Below are 22,545 nucleotides of genomic sequence, written 5' to 3'. Positions count from 1 at the left end.
TCTGCGGTGCGTGGACCGGGGCCGTCAGTGGGCGCCGACCGGCGTCCGGGCGTCGGCCGCGAGCGCCTCGGTGTGGGCGTCCATGCGCTCGGCCGAGAGGATCGCGACCGCCGTGTCGGCGCGCGAGGCCGCCACCACCAGGGCCCGGCCCGCGAGGGCGTGGGCGCGGCGGTGGAGGACGGGCGCGGGGGCGTCGCTGAGCCCGGCGTGCCGGACGGGCGGGGCGCCGCGCAGCCTGGCGACCTGCCCGGCGATGCGGTCGCCCGCCTCGCCGAGACCCAGCTCGTCGGTGACCGCGAGCAGGGCGGCCAGGTGTCCGGCGAGCTGGATGTCCAGCTCCTCCTCGCGGGTGCGGTGCGGGAAGTCGCCGGCGTGGTCGGCCGGTGTGTGGACCGATTTGGTGCGGATCGGTTCGTACATGGATGGCCTCCTGGTGGTGCTGTGAGAACCATCCTAGCTTGGATTCAGTCTAAAGTTGTTCGGCTTCGAGAAAAGCTTGAGCGAAGGTCCGCTAGACCTGGCTGTAGCCGTCCAGGAAGTGGGCGATCCGGCCGATCGCGTCCGTCAGATCCTCGGCCGAGGGCAGCGTCACCACGCGGAAGTGGTCGGGATCCGGCCAGTTGAACCCGGTGCCCTGCACCACCATGATCTTCTCGGCCCGCAGCAGGTCCAGGACCATCTGCCGGTCGTCCTTGATCTTGTAGACCTTGGGGTCGAGCCGGGGGAAGAGGTACAGCGCGCCCTTCGGCTTCACGCAGGTCACGCCCGGGATCTGCGTCAGCAGGTCGTACGCGACGTCGCGCTGCTCCAGGATGCGGCCGCCGGGCAGCACCAGGTCGTTGATCGACTGCCGGCCGCCGAGCGCGGTGGCCACCGCGTGCTGCGAGGGCATGTTGGCGCAGAGCCGCATGTTGGCCAGGATCGTCAGCCCTTCGATGTACGAGGAGGCGTGCGCCTTGGGGCCGCAGACGGCCATCCAGCCGGAGCGGTAACCGGCGACCCGGTAGTTCTTCGACAGCCCGTTGAAGGTGAGGACCATCAGGTCCGGGGCGATCGTCGCGGTGGGGGTGTGCGTGGCGCCGTCGTACAGGATGCGGTCGTAGATCTCGTCCGAGCAGACGACCAGGTTGTGCCGGCGGGCGATCTCCGTGAGCGCGCGCAGCATCTCGTCGTCGTAGACGGCGCCCGTCGGGTTGTTCGGGTTGATGATCACCATCGCCTTGGTGCGGTCGGTGATCTTCCGCTCGATGTCGGCGAGGTCGGGCATCCAGTCCGCCTGCTCGTCGCAGCGGTAGTGCACGGCCGTGCCGCCCGCCAGCGAGACCGAGGCCGTCCACAGCGGGTAGTCCGGGGCCGGGACCAGCACCTCGTCGCCGTCGTCGAGGAGCGCCTGCATCGACATCTGGATCAGCTCGGAGACGCCGTTGCCGAGGTAGATGTCCTCGACGTCCAGGTCGATGCCCTTGGTCTGGTAGTGCTGCATCACCGCCCGGCGCGCGGACAGCAGCCCCTTCGCGTCGCCGTAGCCGTGCGCCCCGGAGAGGTTGCGCAGGATGTCCTCAAGGATCTCGGGCGGGCACTCGAAGCCGAACGCGGCGGGGTTGCCGGTGTTCAGCTTGAGGATGCGATGCCCGGCCGCCTCCAGCCGCATCGCCTCCTCAAGCACGGGGCCGCGGATCTCGTAGCAGACGTTGGCGAGCTTCGTGGACTGGATGACCTGCATGTCAGCGAGCTTACGACTGTGTTTCACGGGTCGCCCGGGCTTTGCCCGCCGGTTGGCCCGCCCGGGCGGCGGCACGCCTCCGCACGGGCTTCCATCGCCATGCGCCCGCCTCCCGCGAACCGTGGGAACGCCGGTCACGGGAGGCCCGGGGCTTGGAATGGGGTGGCGCGGAGGTGTGACGGACCGGAACGGGTGACATACGCCACGGACTGGGGTGCGCCGGGGCTCACGCGGGAAGCCGCGCGCCCTCCGGGAGGTGCAGTGCGAAGTCCTCCGCCAGTACGCGCGTCACCTCGTCGGCGTCCGCCAGCTCCCGCTCGCGCGGGGCACCGCCGTCGTGCGGTGTCACCACGAGTGTGCGGCCGGAGAGCGACAGGTGGGCGTCTTCGGTGGTGCGCTGTACGTACAGCAGCCGGGAGAACGGCGAGCGCGGGTTGGTCGCGATGTGCCAATTGATGACCTCGAAGTCCGGCGCCTCGAAGGGCTCCCGGGTGAACGCGTACTGCCCCTCCCACGCCCCGTCCCGTGTCCGGGCCCGCAGCTCCCACAGGTCCAGCGGCCCGTCGTGCGGCAGCCGGACGAGCCGGTGGTGGCGCGGGGTGTCGCGCAGCTCCGCGTCCGGGACCAGGGCGATGGGTGCCAGCAGCGCACCGGACCCGCCGAAGCCGACGTCCGCGAGGTACGGGTCCGGCTCGTCCGGCACCCGGACCTCCATCAGCATGTGGGTGCGCGGCCGGACGTCACCGGGGGCCGCGCCCAGCACCACGCGGGCGGCGAGCAGGGTGACGCCGAAGCCGAGGGTCCGGAGCGCTGCGGCCAACAGGGTGTTCTGTTCGTAGCAGTAGCCGCCGCGCCCGCCCCGTACGAGCTTCGCCTCCAGGTCGGGCAGTGCGAGCGAGGGGGCGGTGCCGAGGAGCGGGTCCAGATTCTCGAACGGGACGCCCAGTGCGTGGGCCCGGTGCACGGAACGCAGTACGTCCGCGGTGGGGCGGCGCTCCCCGTCGTACCCGATCCGGGCGAGGTAGGCGTCGAGGCCGAGTGCGTGGGCGGCGTCGCGAGTCATGACCCGACGGTATGCGGGGGCGGCGGTCCGCCGCCTCCGTCCCGGGGAGGGGTGGTCCTGGTCCGCCGGTCCTGGTCCTCCGGTACCTCTGAAGTACCTCAAGGGCCGTATGCGCCGGGGTGCCGCGGGGGAGGGTCGGAACATGATCGGAAACGGGAAGAAGGACATGGCCGTGATCGTGGTGCGGGACGCGGACGCCGTGGCCGCCGCGCTGCGCGAGGAGCTGGCGCGGGCCTCGGACGCGGACCGCCCCGGCCTGGAGCGGGCCCTCGCGCTGGCCGGGGCGCAGACCGGGGCGCCGGACGCGGAGCTCCGGGGGCGGTGGGCCGCGCGGCGGATCACGTCGGGCGGGTACGTCGGGCCCCTCGACGCGGTGGCGGCGGTCAAGGCGCTGCGCCAGGCTGAGCCGGGGCTGAGCCTGCGGCAGGCCGTGCAGCTGTCGCGGGAGGCGGCGGCGGTGGCGGTGAGCGGTGCGGGCGCCGGGACGCGTCCGGCCGACGGGCAGTGAATCCCCGCCGAAGGGTCTCGGGCACGGACCGGACCGCCTGACTCCTTCTCCACGAGGGCTGCCGCCGCGAGGGCCGTCCGCGGGTCAGGCATGACCCGCGGAGGGGGAGAGAGGGGCTGTCGCCATGCCCCCCGTCATCGCGCGTACGAGTCGGAGCACTTGGAAACGTGGTGCGCCGGAAGCCGCGCGCGGTTGGACAACGCCGGCGTCGAGGAGGCTTCGGACGCGGCGGCCCACTCGCAGGGGAGGTTCGTTCAGAAGGTTCGCGACATCGTCGACCGACCAGTCCGGGGTGAGCCCGGAGACCTGCAGCAACAGTTCAGTCTCCGCAGCGTCCAGACCGGCAAGCACCTCCCTCGCGCCGGCCAGGACAGCCGGTGCGGCCTCGGCCACTGCCGAAACGAGGTCAGCGGTGACGTAGCCGACAAGGCTCTCGGCCTCGAAAATGCTGAAGTCTTCGGCGATGCCTTGAAGAAGGGCCGGGTTGCTGTCCAGCCTCCGGCACAACTCCGCGAGTGAATGATCGGTCAACGCGGTTCTTCGGAAGTCGGGCTGGAATCTTCGAATGAACTGAATGAGCAGTTGCACCGCGGGGCAGGCGTCGGTGCCCTGGGTGGCCGGCGCGGGGACGGCAAGTGGGGACAACGAGTGCACGATCTCCCCGGGGAGCCCGAGCGAGCGCCTGGACGTCGCCAGTACCTGGAACGAGGGATGGGGCGGTCGTGGTATCCCGGCAGGCCAGACTCCCCGCTGCGCGCCGTCGATCACCAACAGCACGGGTTCTCCGAGGGACAGCGAGTTGAGTACGGCTTCCCGGTGACCGCCAGTAGCTGATCTCGCCGAGGCGCTCGCGTGCATGGCCGCGACCGGTTCTCCGTCACCTGGCACCAAGACCACGCGAATCCCGGTCGACTTCTGCACCGCCCCGGCGACTTCGATCGCCAACCTGGACTTCCCGCTCCCGGGAAAGCCCGTGACCGTGACGAGACGTTGCCCTTGCACCAGCACGCCGGTCAGGAGGGCGAGGTCGTCCGCCCGGCCGATGAAATCACCGTACGTGGCAGGAAGCGGCGACAGTGGCTTCAAGTCGTCGGCCGCGTCTCCCTGACCGGTTCCGCTCTCCCACGAGTGGGCCGTCACGGCGTGATCGTCGTCAGGGATTCCCAGTGCGCTCATCAGTAGACGCAGCGTCACCGGGTGCGGCCGCAATGTTCGACCCGCCTCGAGTTCACGGATGGTGCGGACCCCCACCGTGGACAAGTCGGCCAACTTGATCTGGGTCAGGCCTTTCCGTATGCGCTGGGCTCTGATTCTCTCGCCGGCTCTTCCCTCTGCTTGGCGCTGCATGACCCCCCTGTCTTCGCGCGACCGGCCAGTCCGCGTCACAGCGGACTTGCCCTACGCCCATCCCTGTGCTGTCACATGCTGACGCCGTCGAAGATGCTTGCATGGGTCATGTAGTTCACACAAGCGTCTGTGGGCATATGACCCGACAGCATCTCAACGAGGGCCATGACACCAGCAACCCACGGTGCAAACCCTGGCCTGGGCTGCCGTCCTCGGGTCCGGAGCGGGCGTCGCGGAGTGACGCGAAACCTTCGGGAAGAAGTCAACGTGCCGGGCGGAAACCGCCGCAGGAACTGCCTTTGTCCGCCGCACCGTCCCTCTAGGTTTGGCTGGCTCACATCCGAAACGAGAGGACGCCATGTCTGCGACTCATGAGCCGAGCAAGGACGAGCCTGCAGCCACGCCGTTTTCGCTGCCTGTCGACTTCATGGCGCGTTACTGGAGACAGCAACCGTTGTACCTACCCCGCTCCGCCGGCAACTTCCTGCCGGAAAGCCCCTCACGCGACGAGATCGTCGCGCTGCTCCGCGGGGGAACGCCGCACCAGACGGACGGTGTGACCGTCTGGTTTCTGGAGGGGATGACTTCGGGCCTGCCAGGAGTGGCGGAGCTGGTGGACCAGGCGCGGGAGTGGCTCGAATGGCGGGATGTCTGGTGCGATGTCTTCGCCACGGCGGGCCCGTCCTCCATCGGTAGTCACTACGACGGAAGCGACAACTTCACGATTCAGCTGACCGGCAACAAGACGTGGTTTCTCAGTGGACCCGAGGGAATTCATCCGGATGACCGCCGCAGGCGGGTCCTGTGCGAACCGGGGCTCGGCGCCGCGTCGATGCCGTCCACGCCTCGGGCCTTCGAGGTGCGAGCGGGCGATGTGCTCTACATTCCCACCAACTGGATCCATTGGGGGGTCTCCGACGGAGACAGCACCAGTGTGAGCCTTGTCGTGAACGTCGCCACCGCCCTCCACGCTCTCCAGGAGCAGGCACTCAACGAGCTCCGCCGTGACGTGAGATGGTCCACGCCACTCGTTGTGGGTCCCGGCAGCTCGGCGGAGCGGCGCTCGGTTCTGGAGAAGCTCGTCACGACGGACGTGCCCGAACGCATGCGACCCGAAGTAATTGCCCGACTGGGTGACCGCGAGGGAAGAACGACGTCGCTCAAGAGCCGGTTCCTCGATCGGGACCGGGAGTTGTCCTGGGACGAGGCGCTGGTCCGCGGCTACACGGACCGGATCGATTCACGTCCGGAGGACGTCCGACTGGACAGCGAACGGATCGCCGAGCTTGCGCGGGCCAGGTCCGCCCGCAATCTCACGAGGATCCTGAGGCAATGCCAGGAACGTCATGCCCGGACGACTCATGACGACGCCAAGCGGGTGTATCGGGCTGTCGTGAACGGCATCCAAGGGCTGGCATCCGACAGCCTGGACGCCGTGCTGCGTGACCCCGATGTGTGTTCCTGGCTCTCCGTGGCGGAGCGTGACAGCGCGATGGCCGCCCAACGGACGCGCGCCGAGGACCCTCTGGCACATGCGTTGGGGATCGCCCTCCTGCCGGAGTTGTTGTCGGCCTCGCAGCACACCTCGACGACTCTCACCGTCGGAGTCGACGAGGACGGCGACCTGGCTCTTCGTCGGTCCGGGATCCGGCTCCTGCTCCCGGACCACCCCGAACGCGTGACGCTCGACCTGCGAGACGGCGAGCTCTACCGTCTCGGACCGGGTGGACGGAGCCGGCTGATTCCTCTGCGCCAACCGGGCACCGATGCGGACGGGGAGGGCACTGTGGCACTGGCGTCCTCCTTGAACGGGATCACGGTGACCACGGCCCGGTCGGAGTGGCTGTCCCGGTTGGCGCCATGGCGGCCCCTGGGGTCCCAGGTACCGCCGCAGGAGTGGAGGCGGCGGGTCGCCACCGAGCTCGATGATCTGGACAAGGCAACGGCCGTCAGCGGGCATTCGGCGCCGCTGGTTTCCTGGGCGCTCCTTCGTGACGCGGTGGCTGTCGACAGCATCGACGATCTCTCGGTCCCCGAGATGCCGGGACTTGCGTGGGGGGACGCAAGCTCGACCGGGGGCCTGGCGCTGGCTGCGGCAGCCGCGCAGGCGCGTGAAGAGGTGGACGTCATCGCCGAGTCGTTCCCCCTCGTAGCGGAAGGAAGCGGCGGTGCGGCAGAACGGAAGGAGTGGATGCGCCGACTGCGCGGAGCGTATCTGCGCTCGCGTGTCGGGGAGCTCCTCGCGAACGTGCCGGCGTTTTCCTTTGCGTGCATGGACGACGGCGACGGGCCGGCGGCGTTCCGGAGCGCGCCTCTGACTCCGTGGGGGCGTGCTTTGGCGGAAGGGCGAGGCTGATCGGAGTCGTCGGTTCCGGCGCCCCCTGTCCTCGCGGCGACAGCTGGGCGTCCGGCGGCCCCTCTCCCGCCGGGAGAGGGGCCGCCGGAAACGTTCATCGCCTCAGCCTCGGTGCGGCCCCGGCCTTTGTTCCCTGCCGGTCAAGGAACTGTCCAGGGCCCTGAGCAGGATGTCGGCGGCGACATGCCCCGTGAGGGTGTTGCCGTCGGGCATGTATTCGACGAGATCGACTCCGACGATCCGGCGCGCCCGGCACAGGCCATCGAGCAGATCGACGAGCTGGGCGTGTGTGAACCCACCGGGAAGCGGAGTGCCGGTGCTGGGCATGACCAGCGGGTCCAGGCAGTCCACGTCGATCGTCACGTAGTACGGCAGATCATCCGGCAGGTCCGCGAGGACAGCGTCCAGCGTTGCGGTGGCCGCCGAAACACCCGGCCACACGGTGACATCGTCGTTCGAGGCGATCTCGTCCGGAAGCAGTTGGCGAACACCGAACTGGATCAAGCGCTCGACGCCGGGGTCCCCGAGCAGCCACCCCATGAAGTTCCCGTGGTGGCAGGAAGCCCGCCAATCGTCCGTACGGGGCCTGCGGTAGTCCGGATGGGCGTCGAAGTGGATGATCCCCAGCCTGGGAAGTGTGGCAAGCACGCCGCGTATAGCGGGCAGGCTGATGGAATGGTCGCCTCCCAGCACCACGGGGAACTTTCCGGCGGCCACGGTCGCGCCGACGATCTGTTCGAGCACGTCCATTGTGTCGCCGTTGCGCTCGTGCACGTCTGCGGCGCTCACGTCACCGATGTCCGCGAGGCCGACCCCGTGCAGGACGCGGCGACCCCGTACCGGGTCGTACATGCCGCTTCTGTCTCCCGGAACCGATTGCCGGAAGATCGTCCGGCTGGCTCCCCGCAGCGTCTGGGGCCCGAATCGAGCGCCGGGGCGGCCTGTCGTCCCGACGTCGTACGGCATGCCCACGATGACTCCGTGAACGGAGTCATCGTTCAGTGCCGCGGCCAGGCTCACCCCCTCACAGCCGAACAGGCCCACCGCCGGCGGGGTGGGGCAGAGGGCACCGGCCACGGGCCCGATGCCTTCGGTGCCGCTGATGATCAGCTCCAGGTCGTGCAGTTGATCGAGGAGGGAGTGCTGTACCAAGGACTCGGGAGGAGTCTGCGGGCCGACAAGAGCCTTCTGGGCGGTCGGTGTGCGGAGCTGCTCCAGGAGGAGCGCCGCAGAGGGCCCGACGGCGAAGCGCTTGCCATTGGACGTATTCCAGTACGTCGCACCGTCTTCCCGGGCGGCGGTACGGATCAGGTGGGGATCGGTCACGAGAAACCGATCAGCACCCTTGCTGCCGGCCGTGGTGGTCATGCCTTTGCCTCCAGCGGCGTCGCCACTGCGGTCCGCTCCCGCGGCAGGGCGAAGAAGGCGTAGCAGCCGGCGATGATGATCATGATGCCGGAAGCCGTGAAGATGGTGTCGACGGGTCCGAAGGCCATCCCCGCGACGTGTCCGCCGAAGTGGGCCAGGCCCGTGCTCGCCAGCCAGCCGGCCACTCCTGCCGAGAGCATGTATGCGAGCTCGTTGACGGGATTGAAGACGGCGACCACGCGGCCCAGGTACTCCGGGGGCGTGGATTCGAGCAGGAGGGGCGTCATCGCGGCGTTCAGGGCCGCCACCGGGACGGCCACCAGCATCAGCAGCACGACGGCGACGACGAAGACGCTCTGCCGGGAGTAGGCGCACACGAGGAGACCGGAGACGATCAGGCCGAGCCAGGTGGCTTTCCGCGCACCGAGCCGGCCCACCGCGTGGCCTCCGACGAGTGCTCCCCCGATCGCCCCCACCCCGAAGGACATGGAGACGAAGCCGAACTGGCCCGGGGAGGCGTGGAGGTTCCCGGTCGCGAAGAACACGTTGAGCGTGTTCAGCGCTCCTGTTCCCATCTGCGTGATGACCGCGCTCGCCAACAGAGCTACGAGCAGGCGGTTCCCGGCGAAGTGCCTCAGGCCGGAGAGGAAGTCCTGGGACCAGCGCCGAACCGCGGACGATCCGGGGTCGGTCACCACCGTGCTCGTGTCCTGCGAGGGTGGGAAGCGCACCGAGCGGGTCGCTGCGTACGAGCACAGGTAGGACACCAGATTGGCGGCCATGGCCCATTGCACTCCCACGCTGAAGAGCAGCGGAGCCGCGAGGGGCGGGCCGAGGATGGACGCGGCGCCCGTGGTCGCCTGTCCGAGCCCCGCTGCCCGGGCACGGTCCGCCTCACCCGGTACGAGGGCACCCACCGCTGCGAAGCGGGCCGGGGAGAAGAACTGACCGGCTGCGTTGAGGATGAACACCGCCAGGTAGATGCATCCGAGCCACAGCCCGACGGGCAGGTCGTCCAGGGGTATCAGCGAGAGCAGCAGGACCGCGGCGACGACCGCGGCACGGATCAGTTCGGTGTTCAGCATGATCTTTTTGTGGCTCCAGCGATCCACGAAGACCCCGGCCACCGGGCCGACGAGCAGTACGGCCGCGCCGACTGCCAACAACACCCCACTCACGGCGGACGGCGCCCAGGACTTGCCCTTGACCACCTCCGTCGCCACCCACAAGGTCAGCGTGGTGTCGAAGACGTAGTCACCGACCGTGGATATGGCTTGGCCGCGCCACAGCCGCGCGTATTCACGGTTGATGAGAAGATTGCTGAACGATCTCACTGCTCCCGCCCCTCCGATGTCGAGCGTCCGTATCCGTCCGTTCGCGACGGGCCGGCAGCAGAGGTTTCCGCCGCGCGCCGGGTGATCTCACGCGCCACTGCGAGTACTTGAGCGAGCAGTTGCTCGTCGTCCGAGCCGAGGCGGGGTAGATCGACGGCGATACCTTCGAGGGCTTCCGCGTTGTCGGTCGCCGAGGGAATGCCGCCGGCCGGCCGACGGGAGCTCCGGCGAAGCTGCCGGAGCAGAGCGATCCCGGCAGCCGCCTGTGTGGAGAGCAGGCCGACGAGCTCCAAGGTCTCCAGTTCGTCGCGCTCGGCGTCGCGGTCGAGGACTTCGAGAACTCCGATGCACAGGCCCTCGTGCAGGATGGGGGCGGCGGCGATCGTGTGTGGGACGTAGCCCGTCTCTCGCGCGGCCTCCTGGTCGAAGCTGCTTTCTTGAAGGTCGTCGGCGATGAGTGGTTGTCCGCTTGCCACCACCCATCCCGCGATCCCTGTGCCGGAACTGATTCTTGTCCCGACGAGATGGCTCTCACCCTCGCCCGCGACCGCTTCGAAGATCAATTCATCCGTCTCGGTGTCCACCACGAAGACTGAGCACGCCTTCGCGCGGAACGCGGCCTTGGCCACTTCCACGACGGACTGGAGCAGATACTTCTCGCTGATCCGTGATTCGGCATCTCTACGCGTGGGGTTCATGCTCTCCGGCTCCTCCCTGGGCTGCTGGGGTGACCACTGTGTCGTCGGGACCTTCTGCGGCAACGTTGTTGGCGGTCATGAAGAGAACCGACTTCAATTGGAACGGCGTCAACCACTTGTGCTTGCTGAGAACCAGGGCAGCGATACCCGCGATGTGGGGGGCGGCGAAACTGTTCCCGGTGTTGAGACGCTCGGTACCCCCTGCCCAGGGGACCTTGACGCGTACACCTCGCGCGAAGAAGTCGACGGGAGGGCCGGCGTTGTAGTAGTACGTCATCGGGTCGTCCTCGTTGTGGCAGGCGACGGAGAGCACCGACGAAAAGGTCCAAGGGTAGCTGAGAACAGGCATGTTGTGCGCTGACGCCACCAGAAGGGTTCTTCTGAAGTAGGCGCGGTCGGCCAGGTCCCGGAGCTCATCCGCGACCGCGGGGACGGTGGTCGAGAGACTGAGATTCACGATGTCGAACCCCTGGTCGATCGCCCAGGACAGTCCGGCCAGCAGGGCCTGGCCGGTGCCGTTCTTGCCGTGGGTGAGAACGCGCACCGACGAGAGAGAGACTCCGGGTGCCACGGAACGGATCACGCCGGCGCAGGCCGTCCCGTGACCAGCCAGGTCCTCGTGCACACCCTCTTGGACGTTCCATCGCCCCTGGTCGTCCGGGACTACCGCGGCGGACTTCTCGAGCCGGCCGATCAACGGGTGCGTGCCGTCGACGCCCGAGTCCACCACACAGACACGAACTCCCCTCCCATCGGCTCCACCGAAGGCCCAATCGCGCGTGATGGCAGGGAACTTCTCCATGGCGAACGGCTCCAGTGGAGCCGAAGAGGTGGCGACTCCCCATGCCGGTACTCCGGGGAAACGGCTGGGCCGAGTCCTCAGCCAAGGCGGCGCGGTCACTCAGAGGCTCCTTTCGCTGGTTGCTGGTCGGATATGAGGGCGAGGAGGTCTTCGGCCTCCGAGGTCGCGGCCCGCGCCCCCTTTGCCAAGAAGCAGTCCCGGGCGACGGCCGCCGCGAGGCCGGCCCCGGCTACGTCGCCGGCGCGAAACCGCAGGGCTGCTACGTCCCGGTTGATCGCGCCCCTGAAGTAGAGATCGTCCATGCCGGAGGCGAAGTCGAGTGCGGCACCGGCGAGCCGGGTCAGTCTTTCCGCGTCGCCGGCGTCTGCGGCCGAGCGCGCGGCCAGGGTGCTGACCAGTGCGCCGAGCCTGCGGTCGGTGACGGCCCTTACGTCCGGCCCGTCGAGTTCCGCATAGCGAGGGGGTACGGGAGCCCCCGCGGAGACGCTCTCGCGCGCCGCGTAGGCGTCCATAAGAGCCTCGCCGTCCGATTGCCCCGCCGTCGCGAGGATGTCCCTGGCCCGGCGGAAGTCCCGGCACGCCCGCTCGGGCTCCTTGGCCAGGGAGCCGATCACACCACTGAGGTGGAAGAGGGCGGCATCGGCGCTGTGCATCCGGAGCTCGGTGGCGTACGAGGCCGCGGTATCGGCCGCGTCCCGGGCTTCGTCGAAGCGGCTGTCCAACGCCAGGAACCCCGCCATCGCAGCGAGGATGGGAACCAGGCTGACGCGGCTGTCCTTGAACCGTTCGACGAGTTCACGGCAGCGGGCGAGCCCGTCGGTTACGGGGGCCGGACCCCAGAACGCGAGCTCGACGGCTGTGCGGTCGATCCGGTCGACCTCACGCATGTCACCGAGGAACTCGGCATGCCTGCGGGCGGCCGCCAGGCTCCTCTCCGCGGCGCCCGACTCCTCCTTCATGAGATGGCGATGCGATCGCAGCTGGTGGAATCGGCACCACGCGAGATGGTCGTCGGCCCGCAGCTGCGGCTCAAAACGTCTCTCGGCGTCCAGCACTGCTTCGATCGTCCGGTTCCCCGCCCGCAAGCTGATGATCTCCCGTTGGATCGATACAGCCAAGGACGGGACATCCGAGGGCGAGCGGCCCGGTTGCGGCGACCAGGCGCGCAGTACGGCGTCCGCGACGTGGAGCTCTCCGAGTTCGCACCGGATGTCCGACAGCCACAGCGTCAGGCCGAGACGTCCGGGGGCATCGTCGGCGAGTACACCAAGTGCCCGCTCCAGCAGGCCGGCGGCGGAGCGCAGGTCCTTACGATCGGTCGCGTCCGCCGCTTGCTCCGCGAGCTGCTCGGAGGCCCGTCTGCTGATGTGCTCCGTCTCGGCGCTGGTCGGGTGAAGCTGGCGGCTCAGCATCGCGGCCGCCTCCAAGTGGTAGGTGAGCAGACTCTCGCTGCCGCCGCCAAACTCGCCCTCCCGGAGAGGTCCACCCCTGCCTTCCGCGCGATTCACCAGCGCGAGATGCCATCGCAGCCGGCTTCGCTTTCCGGACAACTCGTAGGTGGTGTCGCGGCTGAATGCCTGTACGAAGCAGTGTCTGGCGGAGATCCGGCTCCCCGTGAGCATCCGGGTACGGCGCAGCCGGTCGAGGCAGTCGCTCAGGTCCGTCGGCTCGTACCCGTCCTCGGCCAGGACGTACGCGATGTCCGCGCCGGCGAAGTCACGGCCGAGCACCGCTGCGATTTCCAGGACTCGCCGGTCCTCCGGCTTCAACCGATCGAGTCTGGCTGCGAAGACAGCGGTGATCGTGTGGGGAAGCGGTTCTCGGGAGCTGCCCTCCATGGCCAGCAGGAGTTCGGCGAAGAGGGGGTTGCCCTCGCTCGCGGACGCGACCTGATCGCAGACCGCGTCGGCCACGTGTGCCTCCACGTCCCCCCGCGCTGTCAGCTGAGAGACGAGAACCAGCGTCTCGGCGGGGGTGAGCGGCGCGAGATCGATGGTCAGGGACCCGGTGCCGCCAGTCGGCCAGTCTGCTCTGAGATCGGCCAGCTCGTGTCTGGCCGTGCACAGTTGTAGCACCGGGAGGTCGGAGAGCTCGTCGGCCAGGTACTCCAGAATGTCCAGCAGAGCGGGTTCGGCCCAATGGAGGTCTTCCCAGACGAGTGCCAGTGGCCTTCGCGTGGACACCGCTTTCAGGAACGTGCGCAGTGCCCAGGCCAGCTCCTCGACTTCGGCACCGTGCCGAGGCGCGGACGAGCGCTGGGAGAGCCCGTCCAGGCATGTCACCGCGCGGGCGGTGGCGGAGTCCGTGGAGGCCCTCTCGACGAAGGCGGCCCACTCCGCGGAAGCTGTCCGCAGTAATTCGACGATCGGAAGATAGCTGACCCCGCGATTGAACGACTGGGCACGGCCGCGCAGTACGACCGGCTCGGGCGCCCCCAGTCCTGAGAGGAACTCGTCCAGGAGCCGGGTCTTTCCCACACCGGGCACGCCCAGCACAGTGACCAGTGCCCCGCGGCCGTTGCCCAGGGACCGCTCGTAGACCTGCCTCAGCTGTGCGAGTTCGATGTCCCGCCCGATCAGCGGCGTCGGTTGTGTCGTCTCGACGGAGGAGGACAACCCTTCGACGCACCACGCCCGGACGGGAGCGTCCTTTCCCTTCAGCGTCAGGGCGGGCACCTCCCGCATCTGCGCCCTGCCGCGGAGTGACTGGGCGACTGCCTCACCCACGAGGACCCGATTGTGCGGAGCGGCGGACTGGAGTCGACTCGCTGTGTTGACGATGTCGCCGACAATCCTGAAATCCCCGCTCCTGTCGTACGTCGCGGAGACCGGCCCGGAATGCACGCCGATCCGGACTGCGACGTCCAGGCCGAAGTCCTGCCGCAGCTCGACATTGAGCGGTTCCAGGGCCGAAATGATCTCCACGCCTGCCTGGACCGCCCGTACGGCGTCGTCCTCGGCGACCTGCGGCATCCCGAAGACTGCCATCACGGCGTCGCCGATGAACTTCTCCGTCGCCCCTCCGTTGTCCCAGATGATCCGTGACACCAGCCCGAAGTAGCGGTCCATCACGGTGCGGAGCGCCTCGGGATCGAGGCCCTCGCTCATGGAGGTGAACCCGACGAGGTCCGCGAAGAGTACGACGACATGGCGACGAACGGCCTCCCGGAGATCGGCTCTCGTCAGTGTCGCACCGCACCTGGCGCAGAACCTGGCGTCCGGTGCGGCAGGTGCCGCGCATGTACCGCAGGCAGGGTTGCTCGGTCCGGAGCTCATGCGGTCCACCTCGGAATCGGCTTCTGGTGCGCCACGGCCTTCACCGGCCGGCCCGTGCCGCTGGGGGCGACAGGACACGCAGTGCCGTCATGATGCGCTCGGGATCGACATCGACCGTCGGCAGGCGGAGGTCGACGACCACGCCGCCCGGCATGACAAGCGCCACGGTTGTGCCGGGTCGGCTGGAGCCTTCCCCGTCCAGCCAGGCGGACATCTCCACGTGGCTGACACGGTTGAGCAGGTTCAGGGTCTGTTCGTGCGCGGCGACGAGGTCAGGCACGGAGCAGAGCTCCGCAAGGCTTGCGAACGGGACGTGGGTGACATGTTCCGGAGCAATCCGTTCACGGCCTTCGTACCGTTCCGGCTTCGGTGGCAGCAGGGACCGGCCGTAGTGGCCGAAGTAGAGGAGCGAGTGGCTGGAATCGACTCCGCCGACGAACGGACGGCCGATGACATCGCGTCTGATCGCGGACTTCAGGCGAGAGGGGACCCTGTCGTCCTCGGCACCGGGCACATGATCGACTCCGGTGCTGAGATCGCGCCAGCTCAGAGCCCGGGCTATGGAGTGGGATTCGGGCAGGGGCAGGATCTCGACGCCGAAACGGGTCGGTTGCTTGGCGACGATCGAACCCGGTGTCAGGCCGAATTCGCCGACACCTGCCAGGGACCAGTGATCCTGATGCCGGACCAGGAACTCGTATGTTTCTCCGGCCTCGTCCGCCGTCTCCGAAGGGAACCCTGTGAAGCCCATCATCTGTACGCCGATGCCTGCTTCGGCGAGCTGCTCCAGGATGAGCGGAACCTGGGAGATGTTCACCCCCTTGTCAATGAGGTCGAGAATACGCTGGCTCGCCGACTCGTACCCGAACGAGATTGCGATGCAGCCAGCTCTTTTGAGCAATGCTGCGGTGCCACGCTTGGGGAAGGTCCGCTCCAAGCGTAGTTCTGCGCTCCATTTCAGGCCGAGGTCGGCCTCGATCATTGCCTCGGAAAGTGTGCGCAAGTACCGCGGGGACATCGCGTCCACCGAGAAGTAGAGTGTCTTCGCGAATGAGGAGATCTGGGCGAGGTCCTGGATGACGAGTTCGACCGGTCGCTCGCGGGATGGCGAGGTGGGTCGGTCATCGTTCAGTCCGTAGTCGCAGAATGTGCACTTGTTCCAGTAGCAGCCACGTGTCGGGCTGTACAGTACGACGGGCTCCGGCGACCAGTACGAGGACCAGTCCCAGATATCGTATTTGGGGGCCGGAAGCCGCCCGACGTGCTCATAGTTGAGGCGGATCGCCTTGGTCCCGGCTCCCGGGACAAGGACTCCGGGGAGTTCATGGAAGGGGGCCTTGTCCCGAACCGCGCACAGGATGTCTACCAGTGGGCTTTCTCCTTCGCCGGGCACCAGCAGGTCCACGTCGGCGAAGATCTCCCACAGATCGGCGGAATTCTGCGCGTACTTCACGTCGTCGCAGACCTCGGTGCCACCGAAGACGATGAGGGCTTTCGGGCACTGCCGTCTGATTTGGCGTGCCATACGTAGGGCAAAGGGGAGCTGGCTGCTGTAGCTGACCGAGATTCCGATCAGTTGCCAATCGCGTTCGGCGAGCAGTTCGGCGAATGGGTGCTCGAAGTACTCGGTGAATCCGCCGGTTACTTTCTCGATGATGCCCGGATCTGCGAGGTCGTTCCTGTTCAGGAGATTCACCGGACCCGACAAGCGGAGTGAGTATCCGCTGAAGACTCCGGGGAGCGAGCGCAGAGAGAGAAGGTTGACGAAGCGGTGAGCGGCCGTCGCCGCATCTTGGTAGACGGGATAGTCGAAGAAGTCTTGATGTGTGCGGAGAACTTCGATCGCGCGCTGCATGAAGTCGGCAGTGAGTCCGAGTGCGCTGAGGGCCGTCCGGTATTGCAGCTCTTCGGCCCTGCTGGGGGACTGCATCGACCCGATACGCTCGCGGATCGATGTCGCGTCGGCCAGGAGGCCGGATACGTGCTCCGGGCGTGCCAAGTGATTCAGCGAGTTGATGTTCGCGTCCTCGCACCGAAAATCGGTGAACCCGTGCTCCACGCAGTTGGCGACCAAGTAGGAGAGCGAATGGTAAGGGTAAGTGGGGTCGGTGAGAGGCGGGTTGATCAACAAGTAGGGGAGCTCTGCGTTCTGTGGGTTGACCCGATCGGTAAGTCGGGACGGGGGGAGTTCCACTGAGTACGTCACCTCTCACGCCTCTGGGGGCGATCGCCACGACATGTCCCACTTGCCTGGGTGCTGCTGTTGCGGGTCCGGGCGGAATCGGCGAACCACGGAAGGGGCGGGTGCTCACGCGCGAGCACCCGCCCCTCGGAACCGTTTGCGTCGGGCCGACGCGCAGGCCCCGAGGCGACTAGCCGATTCGGATGATGTTGACGTCCTGGCCTTCGACTTCGGCGCTCGCGGTGGCGAGCTTGGCCTGGACCGAGGTGAGAACCTCGACCTCGTGCTCCGTGAGCGAGGAGAAGGCGGCCTTCTGCTCGTCGGTCAGCATGTCCACCGAGTTGCCGGCCTCGCTGAGCTTGCGGATCGGGTCGAACGCCATGATGAAACTCCTCACAGGGATGATCAGCGGGACTCGCCTGGCTTGCCCGATGAACCTATGAGCCCTGTGAGGCAGTCTGCGGCAGGAAAAGCTGCGGATTGCACCTGGCGTCGTGCCTGTGCCGCACGGGCCGCATCTGTTGCCGGTCGCCTGCCGCCTCCGGGGCTTTTTGCCTCCCGTCTCTCGGTGTCGGGGCGGGGCGCGGGCCCGGTCGGCAGCGAGTGGCGTCACGGCATCCGGTTCTCGCCCGAGCGGGACGCGGGCCTGCGGTCGTCGAGCCCGGCGGAGCGGGTCGCGGTCTGACGTGTGACCTGAATCCGCCCCTTGTGGGGCTCCCTTCAGTACAGCATCATGCGCATGTCAAAAGCATGCACGGGAAGGCTCGCACGTCACAAGCGTACGTGCCGGAACCGGAAGAACTTCCGTTGCAGAGGATCCACGTGCTCTGCACAGGTCACTGAGGGGACCCCCACATGAAAAAGCCTCTCGTCGGTGCACTCTTCGCGGTGCTGCTCCTCGGAGCGGGCATCGCACCCGCGACCGCGGCCACGAGCCACGGCGCGGCACCGGCCGGCACGGCCGGGGCCTCGGCCCCGGCCGGTCACACCGCGGTCAAGGCCGAGAAGGCGATACGGGCCAAGGCGGTCGACTTCGCCGGGACCGTGGCGCTCAGCAACTGCTCCGGCTCGGTCGTCCGCACGCCCTCCTCGCAGCCGGGCGACCCCGCCCTCGTGCTGTCCAACGGGCACTGCCTGGAGACCGGGTTCCCGGCCCCCGGCGCGGTCGTGTTCAACCGCTCGTCCAGCCGCAGCTTCACCCTGCTCAACGCCTCGGGCAGCGGTGTCGGCACGCTCCGGGCGAGCAAGATCGCGTACGGGACGATGACGGACACCGACATCTCGGTGTACCAGCTCACCTCCACGTACGCGCAGATCGAGAGCCGTTACGGCATCAAGGCGCTGGAGCTCAGCACCGCGCATCCCGTCGCGGGTACCGCGATCACCGTCGCGTCCGGGTACTGGAAGCGCACCTACAGCTGCAACGTGGACGGCTTCGTCTACCGCCTCAAGGAGGGGAACTGGACCTGGAAGGACTCGGTCCGCTACACCTCCGCCTGCCAGACCATCGGCGGCACCTCCGGCTCGCCCGTGATCGACAACGCCACCGGCAAGGTCGTCGCCGTCAACAACACCGGCAACGAGGACGGTCAGCGCTGCACGGACAACAACCCGTGCGAGGTCGACGAGAACGGGGAGGTGACGGTCCGCCAGGGCATCAACTACGCCCAGGAGACCTATGGCATCGCCGCGTGCATCGGCACCGGCAACGTCTTCGACCTGAACCGTGCGGGGTGTGTGCTGCCCAAGCCGTGATCCGTCGTACGTGAGAAGGGGCGGGGCCTCCGTGGCCCCGCCCCTTCGTCGCGCCCCACACCCGCTCAGAGCTTGCGCCACCGCGCGTTCGCGAGGGAGAACAGGCCGAAGGCGACCAGGCCGACGGCTATGAGGGCCAGCAGCCACGGGCCTGCCGGGGTGGCACTGAAGGACCGCAGGGTGTCGTCCATGCCCTTGGCCTCACCGGACCGCGCCTTCACCGCCGCCGACACCGCGAAACCTCCCGCGACCGCGAAGACGAGCCCCCGGCTGACACCGCCGAAGATCCCGGTGGTGTCCACGGCCCGCCGCTCGACGGGCGACATGTCGTCCATCCGCAGGTGCTTGTGGAACTTCCGGAGCGCCGCACGGCCCGCGATCCACAGGCCCGCACAGGCGATGCCCACCCCGGCCGCGCCCACCAGCCAGCGCCCGCCCGGCAGGTCCAGCACCCGGGCCGTGACGTCCTGCGAGCGGGCGTCGCTCTTGCCGCTGCCGCTGCCCTTGTCACTGGCCGCGAACGACAGGACCGAGTACGAGACGAAGCCGTAGAAGACGGCGCGTCCGCCGGAGGCCAGCCGCTTGGTCGCCTTGTGCCCGTCCGGGCCCGCCGCGCCGAACGCCGCCTCGGACAGCCGCCACAGGGCCATGCCCGCGACCGCTAGGCCCAGGATCCACAGCAGCACATGGCCGAAGGGCTTCTGCGCGATCTCCGCGAGTGCCCCGCCCCGGTCCGCCTGCTTCCCGCCGCCGCCCTTGCCGTCGCTGTCGCCGCCGTTGAAGGCGATGCGCAGGGCGAGGAAGCCGACCAGGAAGTAGATGACCCCACGTGCGACGAACCCCGCGCGGCCGGCTGCTTCCACCGCTGTGCTGTTTCCCGCCTGCCGGGCCTTGCCGTGGCCCTTCGAGGCTGTCGCAGAGATATTCATGACAGCCGGTTGCCCCGGCGGCGTCCCGGGAAACTACACCGCGCCCGCCGCCGAGCGCACCGACCGCCCCGCCAGCACCTGGGTACGCCTGCCGTCCTCGATCACGAAGCGGCCGTCGATCAGCACGTGCGGGATGCCCACCGGCAGGGTGCGGGGCGCCTCGAACGTCGAGCCCGCCGCCACCGTCGCCGGGTCGAAGAGCACCAGGTCGGCGCGGTAGCCCTCGCGTACGAGACCCCGGTCGGGGAGCCGCAGCCGGGCCGCCGGGCGGGCGGTGAGGTGGGCGACGCACTCCTCCAGGGAGAGGATGCCGAGCTCGCGTGCGTAACGGCCCAGGTAGTGGGGAAAGGTGCCGTACGCGCGGGGGTGCGGCTTGTCGCCCTGGAGGATGCCGTCGCTGCCGCCCGTGTGCACGCGGTGGCGCATGATCTGCCGGACGTTCTCCTCGTGGCCGACGTGCTGGAGGATCGTCGTCCCGAGCCGGTCCTCCACCAGCAGCCGCCGCGCGGTCACCCAGGGCTCCTCGCCCCGCAGCGCCGCCGACTCGGCCACCGTACGCCCGACGTAGCCGGCGAGGCCGGGGGTGCCGGTGCCCGAGATCTCGATGGTGTCCCACTCGATCGGCACCCCGTGGCAGCCGTCCGACCCCACGGTCTCCAGGTCGTGGCGGATGCGGGCGGCCGTCCCCGCGTCGGCCAGCCGGGTCAGGACCGCCTCCGGGCCGCCCTCGTTCGCCCAGCTGGGCAGCATCGCGACGAGGGTCGTGCAGCCGGGGGTGTACGGGTAGGTGTCGAGGGAGATGTCGGCGCCCGCGTCCAGCGCGTCGTCCAGGAGGGCGAGGAGGTCGGGGGCGCGGCCCTCGTTGACCCCGAAGTTCATGGTCGCGTGGGCCAGATGCAGGGAACAGCCCGCGCTGCGGGTGAGCCGCACCATCTCCTCGTACGCCTCCAGGGCGCCTGCCCCGTACGAGCGGTGGTGCGGGCAGTAGTAGCCGTGGTGGGCGGCCACCACCCGGCACAGCTCGGTGAGTTCGGCGTCGTCCGCGTACATGCCGGGGGTGTAGGTGAGGCCCGAGGACATGCCGACCGCGCCCTCGCGCATGCCCTGGTCCACGAGTTGGCGCATCCGGTCCAGTTCGGCGTCGGTCGCGGGGCGGTCGTCCCAGCCCACCGCGTACATCCGGACCGTGCCCTGCGGGATGAGGTAGGCGGCGTTGACCGCGATGCCCTGGCGGTCGAGGCGGTCCAGGTAGCCGCCGACGGTCCGCCAGTCGAAGTCGATGTCCTCGCCGTCGCCGTTCCACCCGGAGATGGAGCGGCGGACCTGGCCGAGCGTGCGGTCGTCCACGGGGGCGTACGACAGGCCGTCCTGGCCCAGGACCTCCAGGGTGACGCCCTGGGCGGCCTTCGCGCTGTGGTCCGGGTCGCGGAGCAGTGCGAGGTCGCTGTGGGCGTGCATGTCGATGAAGCCGGGGGAGAGGGCGAGGCCGTCGGCGTCCACCGTGCGGGCCCCCGTGGGGCGGGGGCCGGGGGAGTCCTCGCGGTGGATCTCCGCGATGCGGCCGTCGGTGACGGCCACGTCGGCACGGTAGGAGGGGGCGGCGGTGCCGTCTACGACGCGGGCGTCGCGGATGACGAGGTCCATGGGTGCCTTTCTGGGGTCCGGGGAGCGGGGGCTCCACCCCCGGGCCCCCGCTCCTCAATCGCCGGAGGGGCTTGAAGTGATCAGAAGCCGGAGCGGCTTGGAACGCGGCTGGGAATGCCGCTCAGAAGAACGTGCGGACGAAGTCCGCCACCGTGCCGTCCGCCTCCACGAGCGGGATCAGCTGCCACTTGTCGAAGCTGGTGCACGGGTGGGACAGGCCCATCCCCACCCAGTCCCCGACCTCAAGCCGCGCGCCCTCGTCCGTGCGGACCCAGGTGTGCTGGTCGGACAGGCCGGTCACGGTGATCCCCTCGGCCGGCCGCTCCGAGCCGTCCCGGCCCGAGCGCACCACCTGCGCCTCGGGCAGGTCCAGGTCGTAGGCCGCGTCCCGCTTGCCCGCGTTGAGGAACGCCTGCCCGGCGGACGGGCGCGACACCACCTGCGCCCACAGCCGGAACGCCGGCTGCAACGCGCCCTCCTCCGGGACGCGGTTGAACGGGGTGAGGTGGCGGTAGTGGCCGTCGTCGTGCGAGACGTACGCCCCCGAGCGCAGCAGCTTGAGTACGGGCGCGGAGAGCTCCGGGATCCCGGCGAACACGTCCGCCACCGCGTCGAACCACGCGCTGCCGCCCGCGCTGATCACGAGGCGCTCACCGGCTCCCAGTGCGCCGAAGCGGCCCGCCGCGTCGAAGTCGGCGGCGAGCGCGACGAGCCGGCGCAGCCAGGCCCGGACCCGGTCGCCGTCCGCGTCCGGCACCTCGCCCTCGTAACCGGCCACGCCGACCAGGCGCAGGGTGGGCGCCCCGGCCACCGCGTCCGCCACGGCGGCGCAGTCCGCCTCGGTCCGGGCGCCGGTGCGCGCGCCCTCGCCCGCGCCCAGCTCCACGACGACGTCGACCGGGCGGGAGGCGCCCGCAGCGCGCAGGGCCTCGTCCATCAGCTCGACCCCGCGCACGGAGTCCACGTAACAGACGAAGGCGAAGTCCGGGTCGGCGTCCAGCTCGCCCGCCAGCCAGCGCAGCGCGGCGGCGTCGACCAGCTCGTTGGCGAGGAAGATCCGGCCGATCCCGAACGCGCGGTAGACCCGCGCCTGGTGGGGAACGGCGGCCGTGATGCCCCACGCGCCGTGTTCCAGCTGGCGGGCGAAGAGCTGCGGGGACATCGACGTCTTGCCGTGCGGGGCGAACGCGAGGCCGTGGCGTTCCGCGTACGTCTCCAGGAGCGCGAGGTTGTGTGCGACCGACTCGGCGGACAGGGCGAGCACGGGGGTCGTGAACCCGCCGCCGAAGAGGCTGCGGCGCTCGGCGGCCAGGGCGCCGACGGTCAGGCCCTCGGCGTCGGGCGGGAGGCCCTTGAACCGGTGGTCGACCGGTTCGTCGGCGAGAGCGGTCACGTCGTGCGCGGCGGCCATGGGGTCTCCTCGGTCCGGGTCCGGTCAGGGTGTGATCCGGTCAGGGTATTGCAACATGTGCAACACCCATTGCGTATATCGCTCAGGGCTGTCTAACATCCGAGCCGACGCCCGGTCAATGGTGAGTGCCGGTGCCGCCGCCCGACTGCT

At 69.0% G+C, this 22,545-nt stretch carries 17 protein-coding genes; 3 read left to right on the top strand and 14 right to left on the bottom strand.

Annotated features, from left to right (window positions below; genetic code table 11):
* Nucleotides 1-24: 24 nt before the first annotated feature.
* The 3 genes from OG867_RS10700 to OG867_RS10690 form a co-directional block, all read right to left on the bottom strand.
* The gene (locus OG867_RS10700) at nucleotides 25-420 is read right to left on the bottom strand and encodes a hypothetical protein (RefSeq protein ID WP_018100994.1); all 396 of its coding nucleotides are present in this window, start codon (nucleotides 418-420) and stop codon (nucleotides 25-27) included.
* Between the two features lie 91 nt (nucleotides 421-511).
* Complete coding sequence (locus tag OG867_RS10695; RefSeq protein WP_328901983.1) at nucleotides 512-1,723, bottom strand: pyridoxal phosphate-dependent aminotransferase; 1,212 nt, start codon at nucleotides 1,721-1,723, stop codon at nucleotides 512-514.
* Nucleotides 1,724-1,949: 226 nt separating this feature from the next.
* Nucleotides 1,950-2,786, bottom strand: coding sequence for an arylamine N-acetyltransferase (locus tag OG867_RS10690; RefSeq protein WP_406284569.1), 837 nt, complete (start codon nucleotides 2,784-2,786; stop codon nucleotides 1,950-1,952).
* A gap of 142 nt (nucleotides 2,787-2,928) precedes the next feature.
* On the opposite strand from OG867_RS10690, the gene OG867_RS10685 reads away from it, so the two are divergent.
* Nucleotides 2,929-3,294, top strand: a complete 366-nt coding sequence (locus OG867_RS10685) for a hypothetical protein (protein WP_328901985.1) — start codon at nucleotides 2,929-2,931, stop codon at nucleotides 3,292-3,294.
* An 84-nt stretch (nucleotides 3,295-3,378) separates the two neighbouring features.
* Here OG867_RS10685 and OG867_RS10680 read toward each other — a convergent pair whose 3' ends face one another.
* Nucleotides 3,379-4,641, bottom strand: coding sequence for a helix-turn-helix domain-containing protein (locus OG867_RS10680; RefSeq protein WP_406284567.1), 1,263 nt, complete (start codon nucleotides 4,639-4,641; stop codon nucleotides 3,379-3,381).
* A 358-nt stretch (nucleotides 4,642-4,999) separates the two neighbouring features.
* Between OG867_RS10680 and OG867_RS10675 the strand changes: the two genes are divergently transcribed.
* Nucleotides 5,000-6,997: a JmjC domain-containing protein gene (locus tag OG867_RS10675; RefSeq protein WP_406284565.1), complete on the top strand. Its 1,998-nt coding sequence runs from the start codon at nucleotides 5,000-5,002 to the stop codon at nucleotides 6,995-6,997.
* A 102-nt stretch (nucleotides 6,998-7,099) separates the two neighbouring features.
* On the opposite strand, the gene OG867_RS10670 is transcribed toward OG867_RS10675, so the two are convergent.
* The 7 genes from OG867_RS10670 to OG867_RS10640 form a co-directional block, all read right to left on the bottom strand.
* Nucleotides 7,100-8,365: an arginase family protein gene (locus tag OG867_RS10670; protein WP_406284562.1), complete on the bottom strand. Its 1,266-nt coding sequence runs from the start codon at nucleotides 8,363-8,365 to the stop codon at nucleotides 7,100-7,102.
* Nucleotides 8,362-9,699, bottom strand: a complete 1,338-nt coding sequence (locus OG867_RS10665) for an MFS transporter (RefSeq protein WP_328901989.1) — start codon at nucleotides 9,697-9,699, stop codon at nucleotides 8,362-8,364. The genes OG867_RS10670 and OG867_RS10665 overlap by 4 nt, the downstream gene beginning before the upstream one ends.
* A complete protein-coding gene (locus OG867_RS10660; protein WP_328901990.1) occupies nucleotides 9,696-10,397 on the bottom strand; it encodes a GAF domain-containing protein in 702 nt (233 codons plus the stop codon). Before OG867_RS10660 ends, OG867_RS10665 begins: the two co-directional genes overlap by 4 nt.
* Complete coding sequence (locus OG867_RS10655) at nucleotides 10,381-11,199, bottom strand: S8 family serine peptidase (RefSeq protein ID WP_328901991.1); 819 nt, start codon at nucleotides 11,197-11,199, stop codon at nucleotides 10,381-10,383. The genes OG867_RS10660 and OG867_RS10655 overlap by 17 nt, the downstream gene beginning before the upstream one ends.
* Before the next feature lie 95 nt (nucleotides 11,200-11,294).
* On the bottom strand, nucleotides 11,295-14,474 hold the full coding sequence (locus OG867_RS10650) for an adenylate/guanylate cyclase domain-containing protein (RefSeq protein ID WP_406284558.1): 3,180 nt from the start codon (nucleotides 14,472-14,474) through the stop codon (nucleotides 11,295-11,297).
* A 40-nt stretch (nucleotides 14,475-14,514) separates the two neighbouring features.
* On the bottom strand, nucleotides 14,515-16,548 hold the full coding sequence (locus tag OG867_RS10645; RefSeq protein WP_406284554.1) for a B12-binding domain-containing radical SAM protein: 2,034 nt from the start codon (nucleotides 16,546-16,548) through the stop codon (nucleotides 14,515-14,517).
* A 298-nt stretch (nucleotides 16,549-16,846) separates the two neighbouring features.
* Complete coding sequence (locus OG867_RS10640; RefSeq protein WP_328901994.1) at nucleotides 16,847-17,038, bottom strand: aroma-sacti cluster domain-containing protein; 192 nt, start codon at nucleotides 17,036-17,038, stop codon at nucleotides 16,847-16,849.
* Between the two features lie 473 nt (nucleotides 17,039-17,511).
* On the opposite strand from OG867_RS10640, the gene OG867_RS10635 reads away from it, so the two are divergent.
* Nucleotides 17,512-18,411, top strand: coding sequence for a serine protease (locus tag OG867_RS10635; protein ID WP_406284551.1), 900 nt, complete (start codon nucleotides 17,512-17,514; stop codon nucleotides 18,409-18,411).
* A 65-nt stretch (nucleotides 18,412-18,476) separates the two neighbouring features.
* Here the strand turns inward: OG867_RS10635 and OG867_RS10630 are convergent, their stop codons facing one another.
* From OG867_RS10630 to OG867_RS10620, 3 genes are all read right to left on the bottom strand, one after another.
* Nucleotides 18,477-19,340, bottom strand: coding sequence for a DUF1206 domain-containing protein (locus tag OG867_RS10630; protein ID WP_406284549.1), 864 nt, complete (start codon nucleotides 19,338-19,340; stop codon nucleotides 18,477-18,479).
* A 33-nt stretch (nucleotides 19,341-19,373) separates the two neighbouring features.
* Nucleotides 19,374-20,984 carry an amidohydrolase family protein gene (locus tag OG867_RS10625; RefSeq protein ID WP_406284547.1) on the bottom strand — a complete coding sequence of 537 codons (1,611 nt, stop codon included), beginning with the start codon at nucleotides 20,982-20,984 and terminating at the stop codon, nucleotides 19,374-19,376.
* A 121-nt stretch (nucleotides 20,985-21,105) separates the two neighbouring features.
* A complete protein-coding gene (locus tag OG867_RS10620; RefSeq protein ID WP_406284544.1) occupies nucleotides 21,106-22,395 on the bottom strand; it encodes an alanine racemase in 1,290 nt (429 codons plus the stop codon).
* Nucleotides 22,396-22,545: the final 150 nt, after the last annotated feature.

It is taken from the genome of Streptomyces sp. NBC_00209 (assembly GCF_045206345.1).
Lineage (GTDB): Bacteria > Actinomycetota > Actinomycetes > Streptomycetales > Streptomycetaceae > Streptomyces.
The sequence above is the reverse complement of the archived record's forward strand: the minus strand, read 5'-3'. Positions and strand labels throughout refer to the sequence as shown.

Coding starts and splice junctions, on each gene's coding strand:
- OG867_RS10700 (WP_018100994.1), bottom strand. CDS start 420: ATGTACGAACCGATCCGCACCAAATCGGTCCACACACCGGCCGACCAC.
- OG867_RS10695 (WP_328901983.1), bottom strand. CDS start 1,723: ATGCAGGTCATCCAGTCCACGAAGCTCGCCAACGTCTGCTACGAGATC.
- OG867_RS10690 (WP_406284569.1), bottom strand. CDS start 2,786: ATGACTCGCGACGCCGCCCACGCACTCGGCCTCGACGCCTACCTCGCC.
- OG867_RS10685 (WP_328901985.1), top strand. CDS start 2,929: ATGATCGGAAACGGGAAGAAGGACATGGCCGTGATCGTGGTGCGGGAC.
- OG867_RS10680 (WP_406284567.1), bottom strand. CDS start 4,641: ATGCAGCGCCAAGCAGAGGGAAGAGCCGGCGAGAGAATCAGAGCCCAG.
- OG867_RS10675 (WP_406284565.1), top strand. CDS start 5,000: ATGTCTGCGACTCATGAGCCGAGCAAGGACGAGCCTGCAGCCACGCCG.
- OG867_RS10670 (WP_406284562.1), bottom strand. CDS start 8,365: ATGACCACCACGGCCGGCAGCAAGGGTGCTGATCGGTTTCTCGTGACC.
- OG867_RS10660 (WP_328901990.1), bottom strand. CDS start 10,397: ATGAACCCCACGCGTAGAGATGCCGAATCACGGATCAGCGAGAAGTAT.
- OG867_RS10655 (WP_328901991.1), bottom strand. CDS start 11,199: ATGGAGAAGTTCCCTGCCATCACGCGCGATTGGGCCTTCGGTGGAGCC.
- OG867_RS10650 (WP_406284558.1), bottom strand. CDS start 14,474: ATGAGCTCCGGACCGAGCAACCCTGCCTGCGGTACATGCGCGGCACCT.
- OG867_RS10640 (WP_328901994.1), bottom strand. CDS start 17,038: ATGGCGTTCGACCCGATCCGCAAGCTCAGCGAGGCCGGCAACTCGGTG.
- OG867_RS10635 (WP_406284551.1), top strand. CDS start 17,512: ATGAAAAAGCCTCTCGTCGGTGCACTCTTCGCGGTGCTGCTCCTCGGA.
- OG867_RS10630 (WP_406284549.1), bottom strand. CDS start 19,340: ATGAATATCTCTGCGACAGCCTCGAAGGGCCACGGCAAGGCCCGGCAG.
- OG867_RS10625 (WP_406284547.1), bottom strand. CDS start 20,984: ATGGACCTCGTCATCCGCGACGCCCGCGTCGTAGACGGCACCGCCGCC.
- OG867_RS10620 (WP_406284544.1), bottom strand. CDS start 22,395: ATGGCCGCCGCGCACGACGTGACCGCTCTCGCCGACGAACCGGTCGAC.